This is a genomic window from Actinomycetospora sp., from assembly GCF_036497585.1.
GTDB lineage: Bacteria > Actinomycetota > Actinomycetes > Mycobacteriales > Pseudonocardiaceae > Actinomycetospora.
Genome location: NZ_DASXJD010000154.1, coordinates 1 through 16,374, shown reverse-complemented (window position 1 = coordinate 16,374; position 16,374 = coordinate 1). Strand labels below are relative to the sequence as shown.

The window sequence follows — 16,374 nt, the reverse complement described above, 5'->3', positions numbered from 1 at the left end:
GATCGCGAACGCGATCACCACGAACAACCCCGAGGTCCACCTCATGGTCGTGCTCGTCGACGAGCGGCCGGAGGAGGTCACCGACATGCAGCGCACGGTGAAGGGCGAGGTCATCGCCTCGACCTTCGACCGGCCGCCGTCGGACCACACCTCGGTGGCGGAGCTGTCGATCGAGCGGGCGAAGCGCCTGGTCGAGCAGGGCCACGACGTCGTCGTGCTGCTCGACTCGATCACCCGCCTCGGCCGCGCCTACAACCTGGCCGCGCCCGCCTCGGGCCGCATCCTCTCCGGGGGTGTCGACTCGACGGCGCTCTACCCGCCCAAGCGCTTCCTCGGCGCCGCGCGCAACATCGAGGACGGCGGGTCGCTGACGATCTTCGCCACGGCGCTGGTCGAGACCGGCTCGACGATGGACACGGTGATCTTCGAGGAGTTCAAGGGCACCGGCAACGCCGAGCTCAAGCTCGACCGCAAGCTCGCTGACAAGCGCATCTTCCCGGCGATCGACCCGGACGCCTCGTCCACGCGCAAGGAGGAGCTGCTCCTCTCGCCCGACGAGATGGCCGTCATGCACCGGCTGCGCCGCGTGCTGGCCGCGCTCGACTCGCAGCAAGCGATCGAGCTGGTCCTCGACCGGCTCCGCAAGACCCGCACCAACATCGAGTTCCTCATGCAGGTCGCGAAGACGACCCCGGGCAAGGAAGAGGATTAGCCGTCCCGACGCCCTGGCGGCCGGGAATCACCCGACCGCCGGGGCTGTTGACGCGAGCGACGGGCACTCCTGAGAGAATGCCCGGTGGCACAGCTGCCTCCGGTTCACCCCGAGGGTTCGGGGACCCGGCGGCCGATACGAGAGGACCAGCCACGTGAAGCAGGGCATCCACCCCGAGTACGTCGAGACGCAGATCAACTGCGGCTGCGGCAACTCGTTCACCACGCGCAGCACCAAGCAGAACGGCGTCATCAACGTCGAGGTCTGCTCGGCCTGCCACCCCTTCTACACCGGCAAGCAGCGCATCATGGACACCGGTGGCCGGGTCGCCCGCTTCGAGGCCCGGTACGGCAAGCGCGCCGGCCGCAAGTAGCTCCCACGACGCCCGCCGTCGGCCACCGCGAGTGGCCGGCGGCGGGCGTTCGTGCGTTCGGAGCGAAACCCGAGGAGTACAGAGATGACCCAGGTGGCAGGCGGTTCGGCGCACTCGGTGCGCGCCCTCGTGGAGGAGCACGCCGGCCTGGAGGCACGCCTGTCCGAGCCGGAGGTGCACGCCGACCAAGCGCTCGCGCGCCGGCTGGGGCGCCGCTACGCCGAGCTCGCCCCGATCGTGGCGACCGCCGGTGAGCTCGAGCGCGCCGAGGCCGACCTCGCCGACGCCCGCGAGCTCGCCGGGGAGGACCCGGCGTTCGCCGCGGAGGCCGAGGCCCTCGAGGGCACCGTCACCACGCTGTCCGAACGGCTGGGTGAGCTGCTGATCCCGCGCGACCCGGCCGACGCGAACGACGTCGTCGTCGAGGTCAAGTCCGGCGAGGGCGGCGAGGAGTCAGCGTTGTTCGCCGGGGACCTGCTGCGGATGTACTCCCGCTACGCCGAGCGCCGGGGCTGGAAGGTCACGGTGCTCTCGGGCACCGAGTCCGACCTCGGGGGCTTCAAGGACGTCACGGTGGCGATCACGGCCCCGGGCAGCAGTGCTCTCGAAGATTCCGGCTCCGACGGCGTCTGGGCGTGGCTGAAGTACGAGGGCGGCGTGCACCGCGTGCAGCGCGTCCCCGTCACCGAGTCCCAGGGCCGCATCCACACCTCGGCCGCCGGCGTGCTGGTCTACCCGGAGCGGGACGCGGCCGATGCCGCCGTCGAGATCGACGAGAAGGACCTGCGCATCGACGTGTTCCGCTCGTCGGGCAAGGGCGGGCAGGGCGTCAACACCACCGACTCCGCCGTACGCATCACCCACCTGGCGACCGGCATCGTGGTGTCGTGCCAGAACGAGCGCTCGCAGCTGCAGAACAAGGCCCGGGCGATGGAGGTGCTCCGCTCGCGCCTGCAGGCGGTGCACGACGAGGCCGAGGCCGCCCAGCAGTCGGCCGACCGTCGCAGCCAGGTCCGCACGGTCGACCGCTCCGAGCGGGTGCGCACGTACAACTACCCCGAGAACCGGATCTCCGATCACCGCATCGGCTACAAGTCCTACGACCTCGACCGGGTACTCGACGGTGAGCTCGACGGCGTGCTGAACGCCCTGCGCGCCGCGGACCGCGAGGAACGGCTCACGCAGGCCGCCCAGGAGGCCGGCCAGGAGGGAGTCCGATGATCGCGCCGACCCGAACCCGCGTGGCCGACGCCGCCGCGCGCCTCGCCGAGGCCGGCGTCGAGAGCCCGCGCGTGGACGCCGAGCTGCTCGCCGCGCACGTCCTCGGTGTCCCGCGGACCCGTCTCGTGCTCGCCCCGGACCTCGACGACGACGCCGCCGCCCGACTGGAGGCCCTCGTGGCGCGCAGGGAGGCCCGGGAACCGCTCCAGCACCTGGTCTCGAGCGCGGTGCTCGGACCGGTCTCGGTCGCCGTCGGGCCGGGGGTGTTCGTGCCGCGCCCCGAGACCGAGCTGCTGCTCGGCGAGGCGGTCGCCGCGGCGCGCGGGATCGGCGGTCCGCGGGTGGTCGACCTGTGCACCGGGTCCGGGGCGCTCGCGCTCGCCATCGCGACGGCGCGGCCCGACGCCGAGGTGCACGCCGTGGAGCTCGACCCCGGCGCCCTGGCCTGGGCCCGCCGCAACCTCGAGGGGTCCGGGGTGCGGCTCACCGCGGCCGACGTCACCGACCCGGCCACCCTCGCGACGCTGGAGGGGATCGTCGACGTCGTCGTCGCCAACCCCCCGTACGTCCCGGAGGGCACGGCCGTGTCGCCCGAGGTCGACCACGACCCGCACGAGGCCGTGTTCGCCGGCCCCGACGGCCTCGCCGTCATCGGTCCGCTCGCCACGACGGCGGCGCGGCTGTTGCGCGAGGGCGGGCGGGTCGCCGTGGAGCACGACGAGTCGCACGCCACGGCGGTGCGCGAGGTGCTCGAGGGGGCCGGGTTCGTCGACGTCGAGACCCGCGAGGACCTGGCCGGACGTCCCCGGATGGCAGTCGGGACCCGGCGTCGGGACTGACGGCCCGGGCGCTCGGCCTCCACGGCTCGGGGCTCCGCCCCCGGCTCCCGCCCCCGGCTCCCGCCCCCGGCTCCCGCCCCGGCTCCCGCCCCGGCTCCCGCCCCGGCTCGCGTGGCAGGAACGGCACGATCCTGGCGTCCAACGTCAGGACGGCGCCGTTCACTTAGGGGCCCCGCCTCCGCGCCCGTGGCAGCAACGGCACATTCCTGGCGTCCAACGCGCGAACGGCGCCGTTCACTCATCGGCCGGGTTCGTCCTGTCGCGGTGATTCCCCACGACAAGCTGCCCGGCCGACCGCAGAACGCCGCGACAAGGCCCACCCGGACCCGACGGCCCGGGGTCCTAGTCTCGGCGCCGTGACGACCTTCGACTGCCGCGTCCCCGACACCCGGGCCGCCGGGCTCGCCGCCGCCGCGGCCGCCGTGCGCGCGGGCCGGCTCGTCGTCGTCCCGACCGACACCTCCTACGGCGTCGGCGCCGACGCGTTCGACCAGGCGGCCGTCCGTGCGCTGCTCGCGGCCAAGGGGCGCGGCCCGGAGACCCCGGTCCCGGTGCTCGTCGGGAGCTGGTCGACGATCGACGGCCTCGTCGCGGTCGTCCCCAGCACCGCCCGCGAGCTCGTCGAGGCGTTCTGGCCCGGGGGCCTCTCGATCGTCCTGCCGCACGCGCCGTCGCTGGCGTGGGACCTCGGGCGCACCCGGGGCACCGTCGTGCTCCGGATGCCACTGCACCCGGTGGCGCTCGAGCTGCTGCGCGAGTGCGGCCCGATGGCGATCACCGGGGCGAACGCGGGCGGTGGAGCGGTCCCGCACGACTGCGGTGACGCCTACGCCCAGCTCGGCGACGCCGTGGACGTCTACCTCGACGGCGGCCCGCTCGTCGCGGACGCGGGGTCCACGATCGTCGACCTCACCGGGCCCGAGCCGGTCGTGCGGCGCGAGGGGGCGGTGAGCACCGCCGAGATCGCCGAGGTCCTCGGCCACACCCCGGCCACCGCCTGAGCAGCCCCGGGGCGCCTCCTATCATGGGGAGGCGATGGACGAGCAGGTGGAGACGGTGCTGCACGCGGACGGGCCCGAGGGCACGGCACGCGTCGCCGCCGCCCTCGCGCCGCACCTGCACGCCGGGGACGCGGTGCTGCTCACCGGCGAGCTCGCGGCGGGCAAGACGACGTTCGTCTCCGCGCTCGTCGCGGCGCTGGGCTCGGCGGCGGCCGTCTCCAGCCCGACGTTCTCGCTCGCGCAGTTCTACCCGACCCCCGGGCCGCGGATCCTCCACGTCGACACCTACCGGCTCACCGACCTCACCGAGTTCCGCGACCTCGGCCTCGACGAGTACCTCGACGAGGTCGTCGCGCTCGTGGAGTGGGCCGACCTCGTGGCGGGCGAGTTCGTCGACCCGCTCCGGATGCACCTGGCGGCCTCCGACCCGGACGACCCGGCCCGGCGCACGATCACCGTGCGCGGGAGTGACCGGTGGGCGCCGGTGATCGACGCCCTCGAGAGCACCACCCGGAGCCCGGCATGACCCTGACGCTCGCCGTCGAGACCTCCTCGCGGGTCTACGGCGCCGCGCTGCTCGACGACGACCGCGTCCTCGCCCGCGCGAGCGCGGACCGCGGCGACCCCGGCTTCGTCGACGTCGGGGTGCTGGCCGGCGGGGTCATCCGCGACGCCGGGCGGTCCGTGGCGGACCTCGACCGGCTCGCCGTCGACGTCGGGCCCGGGAACCTCGCGTCGGTGCGCGCGGGCATCGCCTACGTCAACGCGGTGGCGTTCGCCCGGGGCGTGCCCGTCGTCGCGCTCGACTCGCTCTCGCTGCTCACCACCCAGGCCGGCCGGCTCCCGGCCCTGGTGCTGCGTCCTGCGGGCGGCACCGCGGTCTACGCGTCGCTGACCAGCGCCGACGGCCACGCGACGCTGCGCCACGGCGACGTCGACGTCGTGGTCAAGGAGCTGGCCGAGCGGCTGGCCGGGACCACCGAGCCCGTCGCGCTGGCCGGGTCTCGCCGCGATTACGCCGCCGCCCTCCTCGCCGGGCACGGCCTGGCCACCCACGACACCGGGCTCGACGCCCCGGACGTCGACGCCCTCACGGTCCGGCTGCGAGCCGGCGAGCACGACCCCGCCGTCGTCAGCGCCGCGCCGCTCACCGAGTCCTCGGTGCGCTTCCGCGGCGACGGCTTCACCGCCGCGCGGGAGGCCCTGCTCGACGGCGGGGTGGCGCTGCTGCCGACCGACACCGTCTACGGGCTGGCCGTGCACCCCCGCCGTCCGGCCGCGATCGACACCCTCTTCGCGCTCAAGGACCGGCCGCGCACCCGGGAGCTCCCGATCATGGTGGCGACCCCCGACGAGCTCCCCGCCCTCGGCGTGCAGGTCACCGAGGCGGCACGCCGCCTGCTCGCGGCATTCTCGCCCGGCCCCCTCACCGTGGCGCTCGGCATCGACGCGACCACGGCGCCGGGGTGGTTGCAGGGTCGCGACGAGATCGGGGTGCGGGTGCCGTCGGACCCCGACCTGCGTGCGCTGCTCTCCGACGTCGGGCCCCTGCTCGTGACCAGCGCGAACGCCCACGGCGAGCCGACGGCCCAGGCGCCCGGCCCGATCCTCGACCAGCTCGCGGGACGCCCGGACGCCGTCGTCGACGGCGGGGTGCGCTCCGGGGTGCCGTCGACGGTCGTGAACTGTCACCTGGACGTGCCGCGGATCGAGCGCGAGGGCGCCGTCCCGGCCTCGGAGATCGAGAGAGTGATCAACGCGTGACCGCCGTGCTCCCCGACGACGGGCTGATGCTCGGCATCGAGACCTCGTGCGACGACACCGGGGTCGCGGTGGTGCGTCCCGACGGCGAGGTGGTCGCGGCCGCCGTCGCCTCGCAGGTCGAGCTGCACGACCGCTACGGCGGGGTCTACCCCGAGATGGCCAGCCGGGCGCACGTCGACGCGATCCTCCCGACGGTGCGCAAGGTCCTCACCGATGCCGACCTGCGCCCGTCCGACCTCACCGCCATCGGCGTGACGCGGGGCCCGGGGCTGATCGGTTCGCTGGTGGTGGGCACCAACAGCGCCGTCGGGCTCGGCGACGGCTGGGGCCTGCCGGTCTACGGCGTCAACCACCTGCGGGGGCACCTGCGCAGCGCCGACCTCGACGAGCGCCGCGTCGACTACCCGGCGATGGTGCTGCTGGTCTCCGGGGGTCACACGCTGCTGGCGCACCTGCCCGCCCCCGGTGCGGTGGAGCTGGTCGGGTCGACCCGGGACGACTCGGTGGGGGAGGCGTACGACAAGGTCGCCCGCATGCTCGGGCTGCCGTACCCGGGTGGACCGGCGATCGACAAGCTCGCCAAGACCGGGACGCCCGACGTCGCCTTCCCCCGGCCCGCGAAGGACCTCGAGCTCGACTTCTCCTTCTCGGGGCTGAAGTCGTCGGTGTCGCGGTTCCTGGCCGCGAACCCCGACCGGGCGGGTGGGAGCGGTGCTGCGGACGTGGCGGCCTCGTTCGTCGACGCCTGCCTCGACGTGCTCGTCGCGAAGTGCCGCAAAGCCCTGGCCCGGTACCCGAGCCGCTGCCTCGTCGTCGTCGGCGGGGTGGCGGCGAGCCCGCAGGTGCGGGCCGCGGCGCAGCAGCTCTGCGACGAGGCCGGGGTGTCGCTGTGCCTGCCGCCGCTGCGCTGGTCGACCGACAACGGCGCCATGATCGGGCTCGCCGCCTGGGACTACCTGGCCCGCGGCCTCGACGGTCGGCCGCGCCCGGACACGTCCCTGACCATCGCCGATTGGTAGGTCGCGCCGGTGGACGCCCTTGCGGCGCGAGGAACGAGCGGCGACCCGGCGCTACCTGGCGCGGAAGCACGGTGACCAGCCGCACAATCCGCCCGACCGGGCACCACGGGCCCGGGTAACGTCGGAGACCGGTTCCGGATCGACGGTGTCGTCCCACTCCGGGGGCGCCGCCTCGTCGGTCCATCCCGAGCAGAGTGAGGTAACACGGACGTGGCAGCCACGAGCGAGCATTTCTGGGGCCCGGACTACGACGCCCTCGCAGCGGTCGACCCGGAGATCGCCCAGGTCGTCGACGACGAGCTCGCACGGCTGCGCGGCGGTCTCCAGCTCATCGCGAGCGAGAACCTGACCAGCCCCGCCGTGCTCGCGGCGCTGGGCTCGACGCTGTCCAACAAGTACGCCGAGGGCTACCCCGGACGGCGCTACTACGGCGGCTGCGAGGTCGTCGACCGCGCCGAGGAGATCGGCATCGAGCGCGCGAAGACGCTGTTCGGCGCCGAGCACGCCAACCTGCAGCCGCACTCGGGCGCGAACGCCAACCTCGCGGTGTACGCGGCGTTCTGCCAGCCCGGCGACAAGGTGCTGGCGATGAGCCTGCCGCACGGCGGGCACCTCACCCACGGCGCCAAGGTCAGCTTCTCGGGCAAGTGGTTCGAGCCGGTGCCCTACACCGTCCGTGAGGACGACGGCCTCATCGACTACGACCAGGTGCGCGACCTCGCGCTCGAGCACCGACCGACGATGATCGTCGCGGGCGCCACCGCCTACCCGCGCCTCATCGACTTCCAGCGCTTCCGGGAGATCGCCGACGAGGCCGGCGCGATCCTCTGGGTCGACGCCGCGCACTTCATCGGCCTGGTGGCCGGCCAGGCGATCCCCAGCCCGGTGCCCTACGCCGACGTCGTCACCTTCACCACCCACAAGGTCCTGCGCGGGCCGCGCGGCGGCATGCTCGTGTCGAAGGCCGAGCACGCCAAGGCGCTGGACAAGGCCGTCTTCCCGTTCCTGCAGGGCGGCCCGCTGATGCACGCCGTCGCCGGCAAGGCGGTCGCGCTGGCCGAGGCGGCCACCCCGGCCTACCAGGACTACGCCCGCACCGTCATCGAGAACGCCCAGGCGCTGACCTCCGGGCTGGTCGACCACGGCATGCGCGCGATCTCGGGCGGCACCGACACCCACCTCGCGTTGCTCGACCTGCAGCCGCTGGGCGTCACCGGCAAGGAGGCCGAGGCCCGCAGCGGGCTCGCCGGGATCACGCTCAACAAGAACGCCATCCCCTACGACCCGCAGCCCCCGATGACCGCGTCCGGCATCCGCGTGGGCTCGCCGTCGATCACCACGCAGGGCATGACGCCGGCCGAGATGCCCGAGGTCGCGCGCCTCATCGCCGCCGCCGTGACCGCCGACGAGACCACCGAGGACGGGAAGCGGTCGCTCGCCGACGTGCGCGACGAGGTGGCGACACTGGTCAGTCGCTTCCCCGCCTACCCGAGGGGCTGAGTCCACCGGTCTAACCTGACCGCCGTGGACCCGTCGCCACCGTTCGCCCCGCAGGGGCTGCCGATCCGGGAGTACCTCCTGGTCGGGCTCTGCGCGGCGGTGGTGACGTTCCTGATCACCGGGGTCGTGCGACGGCTCGCGATCCGCGCCGGGGCCATCGCGGTCCCCCGCGGGCGGGACGTGCACACCGTGCCCATCCCGCGCCTCGGCGGGGTGGCCATGTACATCGGCGTCCTCGCCGGGGTGTTCGTGGCCTCGCAGCTGCCGGTGCTGCGCCGCGCGTTCGACTACTCCTCGGAGACCCGCGCGGTGATGGTCGCGGGCGGGCTGATCGTGCTGGTCGGCGCGCTCGACGACCGCTTCGGCATCGACGCGCTGACCAAGCTCGCCGGCCAGGCCACCTCGGCGGGCGTGCTGGTCCTGCTCGGCGTGCAGTGGTTCGTGCTGCCCATCCCCGACGGGGGCGACTGGACGCTGCTGCTGCTCGACCCCAACCAGGGCGTGGTGCTCACCGTGTTCCTCTGCGTGGTGCTGGTCAACGCGGTGAACTTCGTCGACGGGCTCGACGGGCTCGCCGCCGGGATCGGGCTGATCGCGTCGCTGGCGATCCTGGCGTTCTCGCTCGGCCTGCTCGAGCAGCGCGGCGGCGACGTCACCGCCTATCCGCCCGCGCTCATCGCCGCGGTGCTCGCCGGGGCGTGCGCGGGGTTCCTGCCCCACAACTTCCAGCCGGCGCGCATCTTCATGGGCGACTCCGGGTCGATGCTCATCGGGCTGATGCTCGCCGCCGCCACCACCAGCGCGTCGGGGCGCATCACCTACGCCGACTCCGCTCCGCGCAACGCGCTGGCACTGCTCGCGCCGATCGTCGTCGTCGCCGCCGTCGTCCTGGTCCCGCTGCTCGACCTCGCCCTCGCCGTCGTGCGCCGCACCCGCGCCGGGCGCAGCCCGTTCGCGCCCGACAAGATGCACCTTCACCACCGGCTGCTCGAGATCGGGCACTCCCAACGCCGCGCGGTCCTGCTCATCTACCTCTGGGCCGGGGTCTTCGCGTTCGGCGCCGTGGCGCTCGCGCTGATCACCGACGTGTTCCTCGTGGTGGGGGTCGTGGGTGCCGGTCTGCTCGTCGCGGTGCTCGCCTCGGCCGTCCCCCGATTGCGCGCCAGATGATCGTTCCCGGTCGGCCGTTCCTGATCACCACATGCCCCCTGAAATGCGGTTTGTCCACGACGACAGGTCGTCGTAGGGGGTGTGATAGGTTCCTCGCGTCCCGTCGAAACGGGGCAAATCGAGTGGTCCAGATGAGTGAGCCCGGGCCGCCCGAGGACGGCGCGGAAACGTGTCGCCGGGCTGCTCCGCGTGTCGCCGGTCGTCGTCGAGGAGGACTGACCATGCCCGTGTCAGCCCTGCGTCCCGTATGAGAGGGTCGGCGACCTGGTATGGCGGAATCGCGTGCGGACGGGTGGGCGCTCCTCGGATTGGGCACCACGCTCGCGGGCTGCCTCATCGGACCGACACTGCTCGGCTGGCTGGTGGACCACTTTGCCGGTACCTTCCCGATCTTCCTCCTGGTCGGGCTCGTGCTCGGGATCGTGGCCACCGCGAGGCTCGCCTACACGGAGATGCGGAAGTTCCTCGGGAGCTGATGTGAACGAACCCCTCGGTCACGCACCGATGCTGACGGTTCCCGGGGCGACGCGTGAGGCCTTCCGCCTCTCCCTGATCGTGGCGATCGTCGTCGGGGTCGTCGGCCTCGTCCTCGGCGCCGTCTTCGGCGTCGCCGCCATGGCCGCCTTCGGGTGCCTCGGGTTGTTGCTCGGGGCCGCGAACTCCCTCATGGTCCAGCGGTCGGTCCTCCGGCAGTCCGCGGCGGACCTGCCCAGCAAGGCCGCCCTCGTCCGCGGTGTCGGGGCCCGGTTGGCCCTCGTCACCGTGGTCGCGGTGTCGGTCGCCTACTTCTTCTTCCCGAACGGCCTGGGGACCTTCCTCGGGCTCGCGCTGTTCCAGGTCATCAACACGATCGTCGGATCCGTGCCTGCGCTCAAGGAGCTACGCAAGTGACGTCCGGATTCCTGGCCGCCGAAGGCGGCAGCTCGATCTCCCCGAGCGAGCACGTCGGGCAGTTCGAGTTCCTCGGCATGACGTTCAACGGCGACACCATGTGGACGTCGACCATCGCCGCGCTCATCGTGGTCGGCGCCGGCTTCTTCGTCAGGGCCCGCGTCACCTCCCAGGTCCCGAACAAGGTGCAGATGGCCTACGAGGCGCTCACCGGCTACATGGTCGAGCAGGTGCAGGGCCGAATGGGTCGGCGTCCTGCCGAGTACCTCGCCCCGCTGACCATCGCACTGTTCGCGTTCATCCTCATCTGCAACTGGCTCGGCGTGATCCCCAGCGGCCACCCCGAGGTCCTCCGTCCGCCGACGGCGGACGTCAACACCGCCTACGCCCTCGCCTTCTTCGTGTTCGTCTCGGCGTGGGTGTGGGGCTTCCGCGAGCAGGGCGCCCGGACGCTGAAGCGCTTCGTGCAGCCCTACGCCGTGCTCGCGCCGCTGAACATCATCGAGGAGATCGCGAAGCCGATCTCGCTCTCGCTGCGACTGTTCGGCAACATCCTCTCCGGCACGATCATGATCGGCGTGATCGCGCTGATCCCGTGGTGGGGGCTCTGGCTCCCGAACGCCGCCTGGAAGCTGTTCGACCTGTTCATCGGAGCCATCCAGGCCCTGATCTTCGCGCTGCTGACCATCATGCAGTTCTTCGGGCCCGCGGTGAGCGAGGAGGGCCACTAGGCCCTCCCGTGGCCGGCCGCACCCGGCGGCCGGCCGATCCGTCGACCAATCCCACCCAACGAGCTCAAAAGGAGCGTCATGTCGCTTGTGCAGTCCGTCCTCGCTCAGGGCGGAGACCCCACCACGGGACTGAAGTCCGGTGGCGCCTTCATCGGCGGTGGTATCGCGCTCGCCGGCGGCGCGATCGGCGCCGCCATCGGTGACGGCCTGGTGGGTGCCCAGACCATCGCCGGCGTTGCCCGCCAGCCGGAGGCGCAGAGCCGCCTCTTCAACATCTTCTTCCTGACCGTCGGTCTGGTCGAGGCCATGTACTTCATCAACCTGGCCTTCATGGCCCTGTTCGTCTTCGTGCTCGGCAGCGGGTGATCGACGTGGCCGGAACGCCGAGCACGGAAGCCGTGCTGGCACAGGGGGGCAGTTCGCAGAACTTCCTGCTCCCCAACGGCACGTTCTTCTTCGAACTCATCCTCTTCGTCGTCGTCTTCGTCATGCTGGCGAAGTTCGTCGTCCCGCCGATCCGCAAGGCCATGGAGGACCGCGCCGAGCGGGTCCGCCAGCTCCAGCGTGACCGGGAGGAAGCCGACGAGAAGTACCGGGCAGCCGAGAAGCGGCACGCCGAGGTGCTCTCGGAGGCGCGCAACGAGGCGTCCTCCATCCGCGACGAGGCCCGGGCCACCGCCCGGGAGCAGGCCGCGGAGCAGCGCGCCCAGGCGGAGCGGGAGATCTCGGCCATGCGAGAGCGGGCCGAGCGCGAGCTCGAGGACCAGCGCTCCCGTGCCTGGGGCGACCTGCAGGAGAAGCTGCCCGAGTTCTCGCGCACCCTCGCGGAGCGCATCCTCGGGCGGTCGCTCTCCGACGAGGACGCCGCGCGGTCGACCATCGACTCCTATCTGGGGTCGATCGGCTCGTCCTCCGGCTCGTCGACGTCGTCCTCGAACGGGGCCGGCACGACGACGGTCGCGGCGGGCTCCTCGGGCTCGTCGGCTAGCGGCACGAGCGGGACGGGGGAGGGCTGATGCACAGCGCGAGCCAGACAGCCCTGAACCACGCCCTCGACCAGCTCGAAGAGGTCGTCTCGGACCAGAGCGCCGGCACCACGGACCACCTCGCGCAGGTGTCGCAGGAGCTGTACGCGGTCGCCGCCGTCCTGGCCGAGCACATCGAGCTCCGCCGCCACCTCGTCGACCCCACCGGGTCGGCGTCGTTGCGGCGCAGCCTGGTGGAGACCCTCTTCTCGGACAAGGTCGACCCGACGACGGTGCAGCTGCTGACCAAGCTGGTGGAGACGCGGCTGACCTCGCCGACCGACCTGGTCGAGGCAGTCGAGATCCTGGGGCGGACCGCCGCCCTGGCCTCGGCGGAGAAGGACGGCACGCTCTCGGACACCGAGGACGAGCTGTTCCGCTTCGGCCGGATCCTCCAGCGCGAGCCGCGGCTGCGGACCCTGCTGGCGGACCGGAACGCCCCGGTCGACAAGCGGGTGGAGCTGCTCTCGCAGGTGCTGGGCGACAAGGTCACCCCGACCGCCCACCGGCTGCTCGAGCAGGCGGTCCGCCACCCCTACTCGAAGGCGCTCGACCACGCGGCCGAGCGGCTGGCGGACGCGGCGGCGGCGCGACGGGACCGGTCGATCGCCCGGGTCGTCGCCCCGATCGCCCTGTCCGACGAGCAGGAGGACCGGCTCGGCGACGTGCTGTCCCGCCTCTACGGACGGTCGATCTCGGTGCAGTCCGACGTCGACCCGGACATCCTGGGTGGCCTGGTCGTGCAGGTCGGGGGAGAGCTGCTCGACGGCAGCGTCGCCCGTCACCTGCGCGGTGCCGCGGACGCCTTCCCGACGTGAGCGCGCGGCCCGCCCCGGAACCGGGGCGGGCCGCCCCCATCCCCAGACCATGCAGTCGTGAGAACAGATAGCAGGGAACCATGGCGGAGCTGACGATCTCCTCGGACGAGATCCAGAGCGCGATCGAGAACTATGTGTCGTCCTTCTCGGCGGAGTCGTCCCGCGAGGAGGTCGGAACCGTCGTCGACACCGGTGACGGCATCGCCCACGTCGAGGGTCTCCCCTCGACGATGACCAACGAGCTGTTGAAGTTCGAGAGCGGTTCGCTGGGCCTCGCCCTGAACCTCGACGAGCGCGAGATCGGCGTCGTCGTCCTCGGTGACTATTCCCAGATCGAGGAGGGCCAGCAGGTCAGCCGCACCGGGGAGGTCCTCTCGGTGCCGGTCGGCGACGGTTTCCTCGGCCGCGTCGTCAACCCCGTCGGTGAGCCGATCGACGGCCTCGGCGAGATCGAGACCGAGGAGCGGCGCGTCCTCGAGCTGCAGGCCCCCTCGGTCGTCCAGCGCCAGTCGGTGAGCGAGCCGCTCCAGACCGGCATCAAGGCGGTCGACTCGCAGACGCCGATCGGCCGCGGTCAGCGCCAGCTGATCATCGGTGACCGCAAGACCGGCAAGACCGCGGTCTGCACGGACACGATCATCAACCAGCGCGAGAACTGGGAGACCGGCGACCCGGACAAGCAGGTCCGCTGCATCTACGTCGCGGTCGGCCAGAAGGGCTCGACGATCGCGGCCGCCAAGGCGGCCCTCGAGGACGCGGGCGCGATGGAGTACACCACCATCGTCGCGGCCCCGGCCTCCGACCCGGCCGGCTACAAGTACATCGCCCCGTACGCCGGGTCGGCGATCGGCCAGCACTGGATGTACCAGGGCAAGCACGTCCTGATCGTCTTCGACGACCTGTCCAAGCACGCCGAGGCCTACCGCGCGGTCTCGCTGCTGCTGCGCCGCCCCCCGGGCCGCGAGGCCTACCCGGGCGACGTCTTCTACCTGCACTCGCGGCTGCTCGAGCGTTGCGCGAAGCTCTCCGACGAGCTCGGCGCCGGATCGATGACGGGCCTGCCCATCATCGAGACCAAGGGCAACGACATCTCGGCGTACATCCCGACGAACGTCATCTCGATCACCGACGGGCAGTGCTTCCTCGAGTCGGACCTGTTCAACCAGGGCCAGCGCCCCGCCATCAACGTCGGTGTCTCGGTCTCCCGCGTCGGCGGTGACGCCCAGATCAAGGCGATGAAGTCGGTCGCCGGGTCGCTGCGCGTGGACCTCGCGCAGTACCGCGAGCTGGAGTCGTTCGCGGCCTTCGCCTCGGACCTCGACGCCGCCTCGCGGGCCCAGCTGGACCGCGGTCAGCGCCTCATGGAGCTGCTCAAGCAGGGTCAGGGCGAGCCGTACCCGGTCGAGCAGGAGGTCGCCGCGATCTTCCTCGGCACCCGTGGCCACCTGGACTCGGTGCCGGTCGAGGACGTCCGCCGCTTCGAGAGCGAGTTCCTGGAGTACCTCCAGCGCAACGGCCCGGAGATCCTCTCGGAGATCCGGGACACCGGGAAGCTCGAGGAGGACAACGAGAAGCGCCTGGCCGACGCGGTCAACGAGTTCAAGAAGTCCTTCGAGGCCTCCGACGGGTCCTCGGTCGAGGCCGAGTCGGACTCGAACAAGAACGCGCAGGCGGACTCCGACTCGTCGGGTTCCGAGGGCGGCTCCGGGTCCGAGGACGGCTCCGGGTCCGACAACGGCTCCGACGAGAGCTGAGGTAGCGCATGCCGGCCCAACTGCGCGTGCTGCGGCGACGGATCAGGTCGTCGCGCAACATCGCCCAGATCACGAAGGCGCAGGAGACCGTGGCGATGTCGCGGATCTCCAAGGCCCAGGCGAGGGTGGAGAACTCCCGGCCGTACGTCCGGGAGTTCACCAACGTCCTCGCGCAGGCCGCGAAGGCCGCCGCCACCGACCACCCGCTCCTCGTCGCGCGCGAGAACGTGTCGCGGGTCGGGGTCCTGGTCATCACCAGCGACCGTGGCCTCGCCGGCGGCTACAACGCCAACACGCTCCGGCTGGCCAACAAACGGCTGGCCGAGATCACCGACGCCGGGCACGACCCGATGCTGTTCGTCGTGGGCCGCAAGGGCCGGGACTTCTTCCGGTTCCGCGGCCGGGACGTCGTCCAGAGCTGGACGGGGTTCTCCGAGCAGCCCGGCTACGAGAACGCCGTCGAGGTCGCGGACTCGCTGGCCGCGGCGTTCCTCGCGGGCGGGGACGGCACCATCGAGGGCCCCGAGGAGGACGAGGACCCGCCGGTCATCGCCCCCGAGGAGATGCGGGGCCTGTCGGGGGTGGACGAGCTGCACATCGTCTTCACCGCGTTCGAGACGATGCTGTCCCAGACGCCGGAGGCGCGGCAGATCGCGCCACTGTCACTGGAGGAGCTCGACTCCGGGGACTCCGACGACGACTCGGACGGCGAGAACTCGGACGGGGCGGAGTACGACTTCGAGCCCGACGCCGAGCAGCTCTTCGACGTCCTGCTCCCGAAGTACCTCCGGACGCGGGTGTTCGCCGCGATGCTGGACGCCGCGGCGTCCGAGTCCGCGGCGCGACGCCGGGCGATGAAGGCCGCGACCGACAACGCCAATGAACTCATCGACAACCTGACCCGCGAGGCCAACCAGGCGCGTCAGGCCCAGATCACGCAGGAGATCAGCGAGATCGTCGGTGGTGCCGACGCCCTCGCCTCGCAGGGGAGTGACTGACACCATGACGCAGGCACCCGAGCAGCAATCGGCCGGCACCGGGCGGATCGCCCGTGTGCTCGGCCCCGTCATCGACGTCGAGTTTCCACGCGACGCGGTGCCGGAACTCTTCAACGCGCTCACCTTCGACGTCACGCTCGACGGCGAGACGAAGACGCTGACCCTGGAGGTGGCCCAGCACCTGGGCGACAACCAGGTGCGCACCATCGCCATGCAGCCGACGGACGGCGTGGTCCGCGGCCAGGAGGTCACCGACAGCGGGCACTCGATCACCGTGCCCGTCGGCGACGTCGTCAAGGGGCACGTGTTCAACGCCCTGGGCGACTGCCTGGACGAGCCGGGCTACGGGAGCGACGCCGAGCGGTGGTCCATCCACCGCGACCCGCCGCCCTTCGACCAGCTCGAGGGCCGGACCGAGATGCTGGTGACCGGCCTCAAGGTCGTCGATCTGCTCACTCCGTACGTGCAGGGCGGCAAGATCGGCCTGTTCGGCGGCGCGGGTGTGGGCAAGACGGTGCTCATCCAGGAGATGATCCAGCGCATCGCCCGCAACTTCGG

At 72.2% G+C, this 16,374-nt stretch carries 18 protein-coding genes and 1 pseudogene; all 19 read left to right on the top strand.

Features of this window, described 5'->3' with window-relative positions; all coding sequences use genetic code 11:
- A partial coding sequence (gene rho / locus VGH76_RS15150) for a transcription termination factor Rho (protein WP_331557521.1) occupies nt 1-712 on the top strand: 712 nt, incomplete at its 5' end.
- A gap of 154 nt (nt 713-866) precedes the next feature.
- Nucleotides 867-1,085 (top strand): 50S ribosomal protein L31, encoded by a 219-nt coding sequence (rpmE, locus tag VGH76_RS15145; protein WP_331557520.1) that lies wholly within the window; start codon nt 867-869, stop codon nt 1,083-1,085.
- Between the two features lie 84 nt (nt 1,086-1,169).
- Nucleotides 1,170-2,306 carry a peptide chain release factor 1 gene (gene prfA, locus VGH76_RS15140; protein ID WP_331557519.1) on the top strand — a complete coding sequence of 379 codons (1,137 nt, stop codon included), beginning with the start codon at nt 1,170-1,172 and terminating at the stop codon, nt 2,304-2,306.
- Nucleotides 2,303-3,145, top strand: coding sequence for a peptide chain release factor N(5)-glutamine methyltransferase (prmC, locus tag VGH76_RS15135; RefSeq protein ID WP_331557518.1), 843 nt, complete (start codon nt 2,303-2,305; stop codon nt 3,143-3,145). The genes prfA and prmC overlap by 4 nt, the downstream gene beginning before the upstream one ends.
- 356 nt (nt 3,146-3,501) lie before the next feature.
- Nucleotides 3,502-4,146: an L-threonylcarbamoyladenylate synthase gene (locus tag VGH76_RS15130; protein WP_331557517.1), complete on the top strand. Its 645-nt coding sequence runs from the start codon at nt 3,502-3,504 to the stop codon at nt 4,144-4,146.
- A 34-nt stretch (nt 4,147-4,180) separates the two neighbouring features.
- Complete coding sequence (tsaE, locus tag VGH76_RS15125; protein ID WP_331557516.1) at nt 4,181-4,672, top strand: tRNA (adenosine(37)-N6)-threonylcarbamoyltransferase complex ATPase subunit type 1 TsaE; 492 nt, start codon at nt 4,181-4,183, stop codon at nt 4,670-4,672.
- A complete protein-coding gene (locus VGH76_RS15120; RefSeq protein ID WP_331557515.1) occupies nt 4,669-5,910 on the top strand; it encodes an L-threonylcarbamoyladenylate synthase in 1,242 nt (413 codons plus the stop codon). Before tsaE ends, VGH76_RS15120 begins: the two co-directional genes overlap by 4 nt.
- A complete protein-coding gene (gene tsaD, locus VGH76_RS15115) occupies nt 5,907-6,929 on the top strand; it encodes a tRNA (adenosine(37)-N6)-threonylcarbamoyltransferase complex transferase subunit TsaD (protein ID WP_331557514.1) in 1,023 nt (340 codons plus the stop codon). Before VGH76_RS15120 ends, tsaD begins: the two co-directional genes overlap by 4 nt.
- A 210-nt stretch (nt 6,930-7,139) precedes the next feature.
- A complete protein-coding gene (gene glyA, locus VGH76_RS15110; protein ID WP_331557513.1) occupies nt 7,140-8,429 on the top strand; it encodes a serine hydroxymethyltransferase in 1,290 nt (429 codons plus the stop codon).
- A 24-nt stretch (nt 8,430-8,453) separates the two neighbouring features.
- Nucleotides 8,454-9,599 (top strand): MraY family glycosyltransferase, encoded by a 1,146-nt coding sequence (locus VGH76_RS15105; protein ID WP_331557512.1) that lies wholly within the window; start codon nt 8,454-8,456, stop codon nt 9,597-9,599.
- Between the two features lie 269 nt (nt 9,600-9,868).
- Nucleotides 9,869-10,075: an AtpZ/AtpI family protein gene (locus VGH76_RS15100; protein ID WP_331557511.1), complete on the top strand. Its 207-nt coding sequence runs from the start codon at nt 9,869-9,871 to the stop codon at nt 10,073-10,075.
- A gap of 1 nt (nt 10,076) precedes the next feature.
- On the top strand, nt 10,077-10,490 hold the full coding sequence (locus VGH76_RS15095; protein WP_331557510.1) for a hypothetical protein: 414 nt from the start codon (nt 10,077-10,079) through the stop codon (nt 10,488-10,490).
- Complete coding sequence (gene atpB, locus VGH76_RS15090; RefSeq protein WP_331557509.1) at nt 10,487-11,221, top strand: F0F1 ATP synthase subunit A; 735 nt, start codon at nt 10,487-10,489, stop codon at nt 11,219-11,221. The genes VGH76_RS15095 and atpB overlap by 4 nt, the downstream gene beginning before the upstream one ends.
- Nucleotides 11,222-11,299: 78 nt before the next feature.
- Complete coding sequence (locus VGH76_RS15085) at nt 11,300-11,587, top strand: F0F1 ATP synthase subunit C (protein WP_169184660.1); 288 nt, start codon at nt 11,300-11,302, stop codon at nt 11,585-11,587.
- Nucleotides 11,588-11,619: 32 nt separating this feature from the next.
- A complete protein-coding gene (locus VGH76_RS15080; RefSeq protein WP_331557508.1) occupies nt 11,620-12,237 on the top strand; it encodes a F0F1 ATP synthase subunit B in 618 nt (205 codons plus the stop codon).
- On the top strand, nt 12,237-13,064 hold the full coding sequence (locus tag VGH76_RS15075) for a F0F1 ATP synthase subunit delta (RefSeq protein WP_331557507.1): 828 nt from the start codon (nt 12,237-12,239) through the stop codon (nt 13,062-13,064). The genes VGH76_RS15080 and VGH76_RS15075 overlap by 1 nt, the downstream gene beginning before the upstream one ends.
- Before the next feature lie 80 nt (nt 13,065-13,144).
- Complete coding sequence (gene atpA, locus VGH76_RS15070; protein WP_331557506.1) at nt 13,145-14,818, top strand: F0F1 ATP synthase subunit alpha; 1,674 nt, start codon at nt 13,145-13,147, stop codon at nt 14,816-14,818.
- An 8-nt stretch (nt 14,819-14,826) separates the two neighbouring features.
- A complete protein-coding gene (locus VGH76_RS15065) occupies nt 14,827-15,816 on the top strand; it encodes a F0F1 ATP synthase subunit gamma (protein WP_331557505.1) in 990 nt (329 codons plus the stop codon).
- Nucleotides 15,817-15,820: 4 nt separating this feature from the next.
- Nucleotides 15,821-16,374, top strand: a pseudogene (locus VGH76_RS15060) (F0F1 ATP synthase subunit beta); the annotation flags it as partial.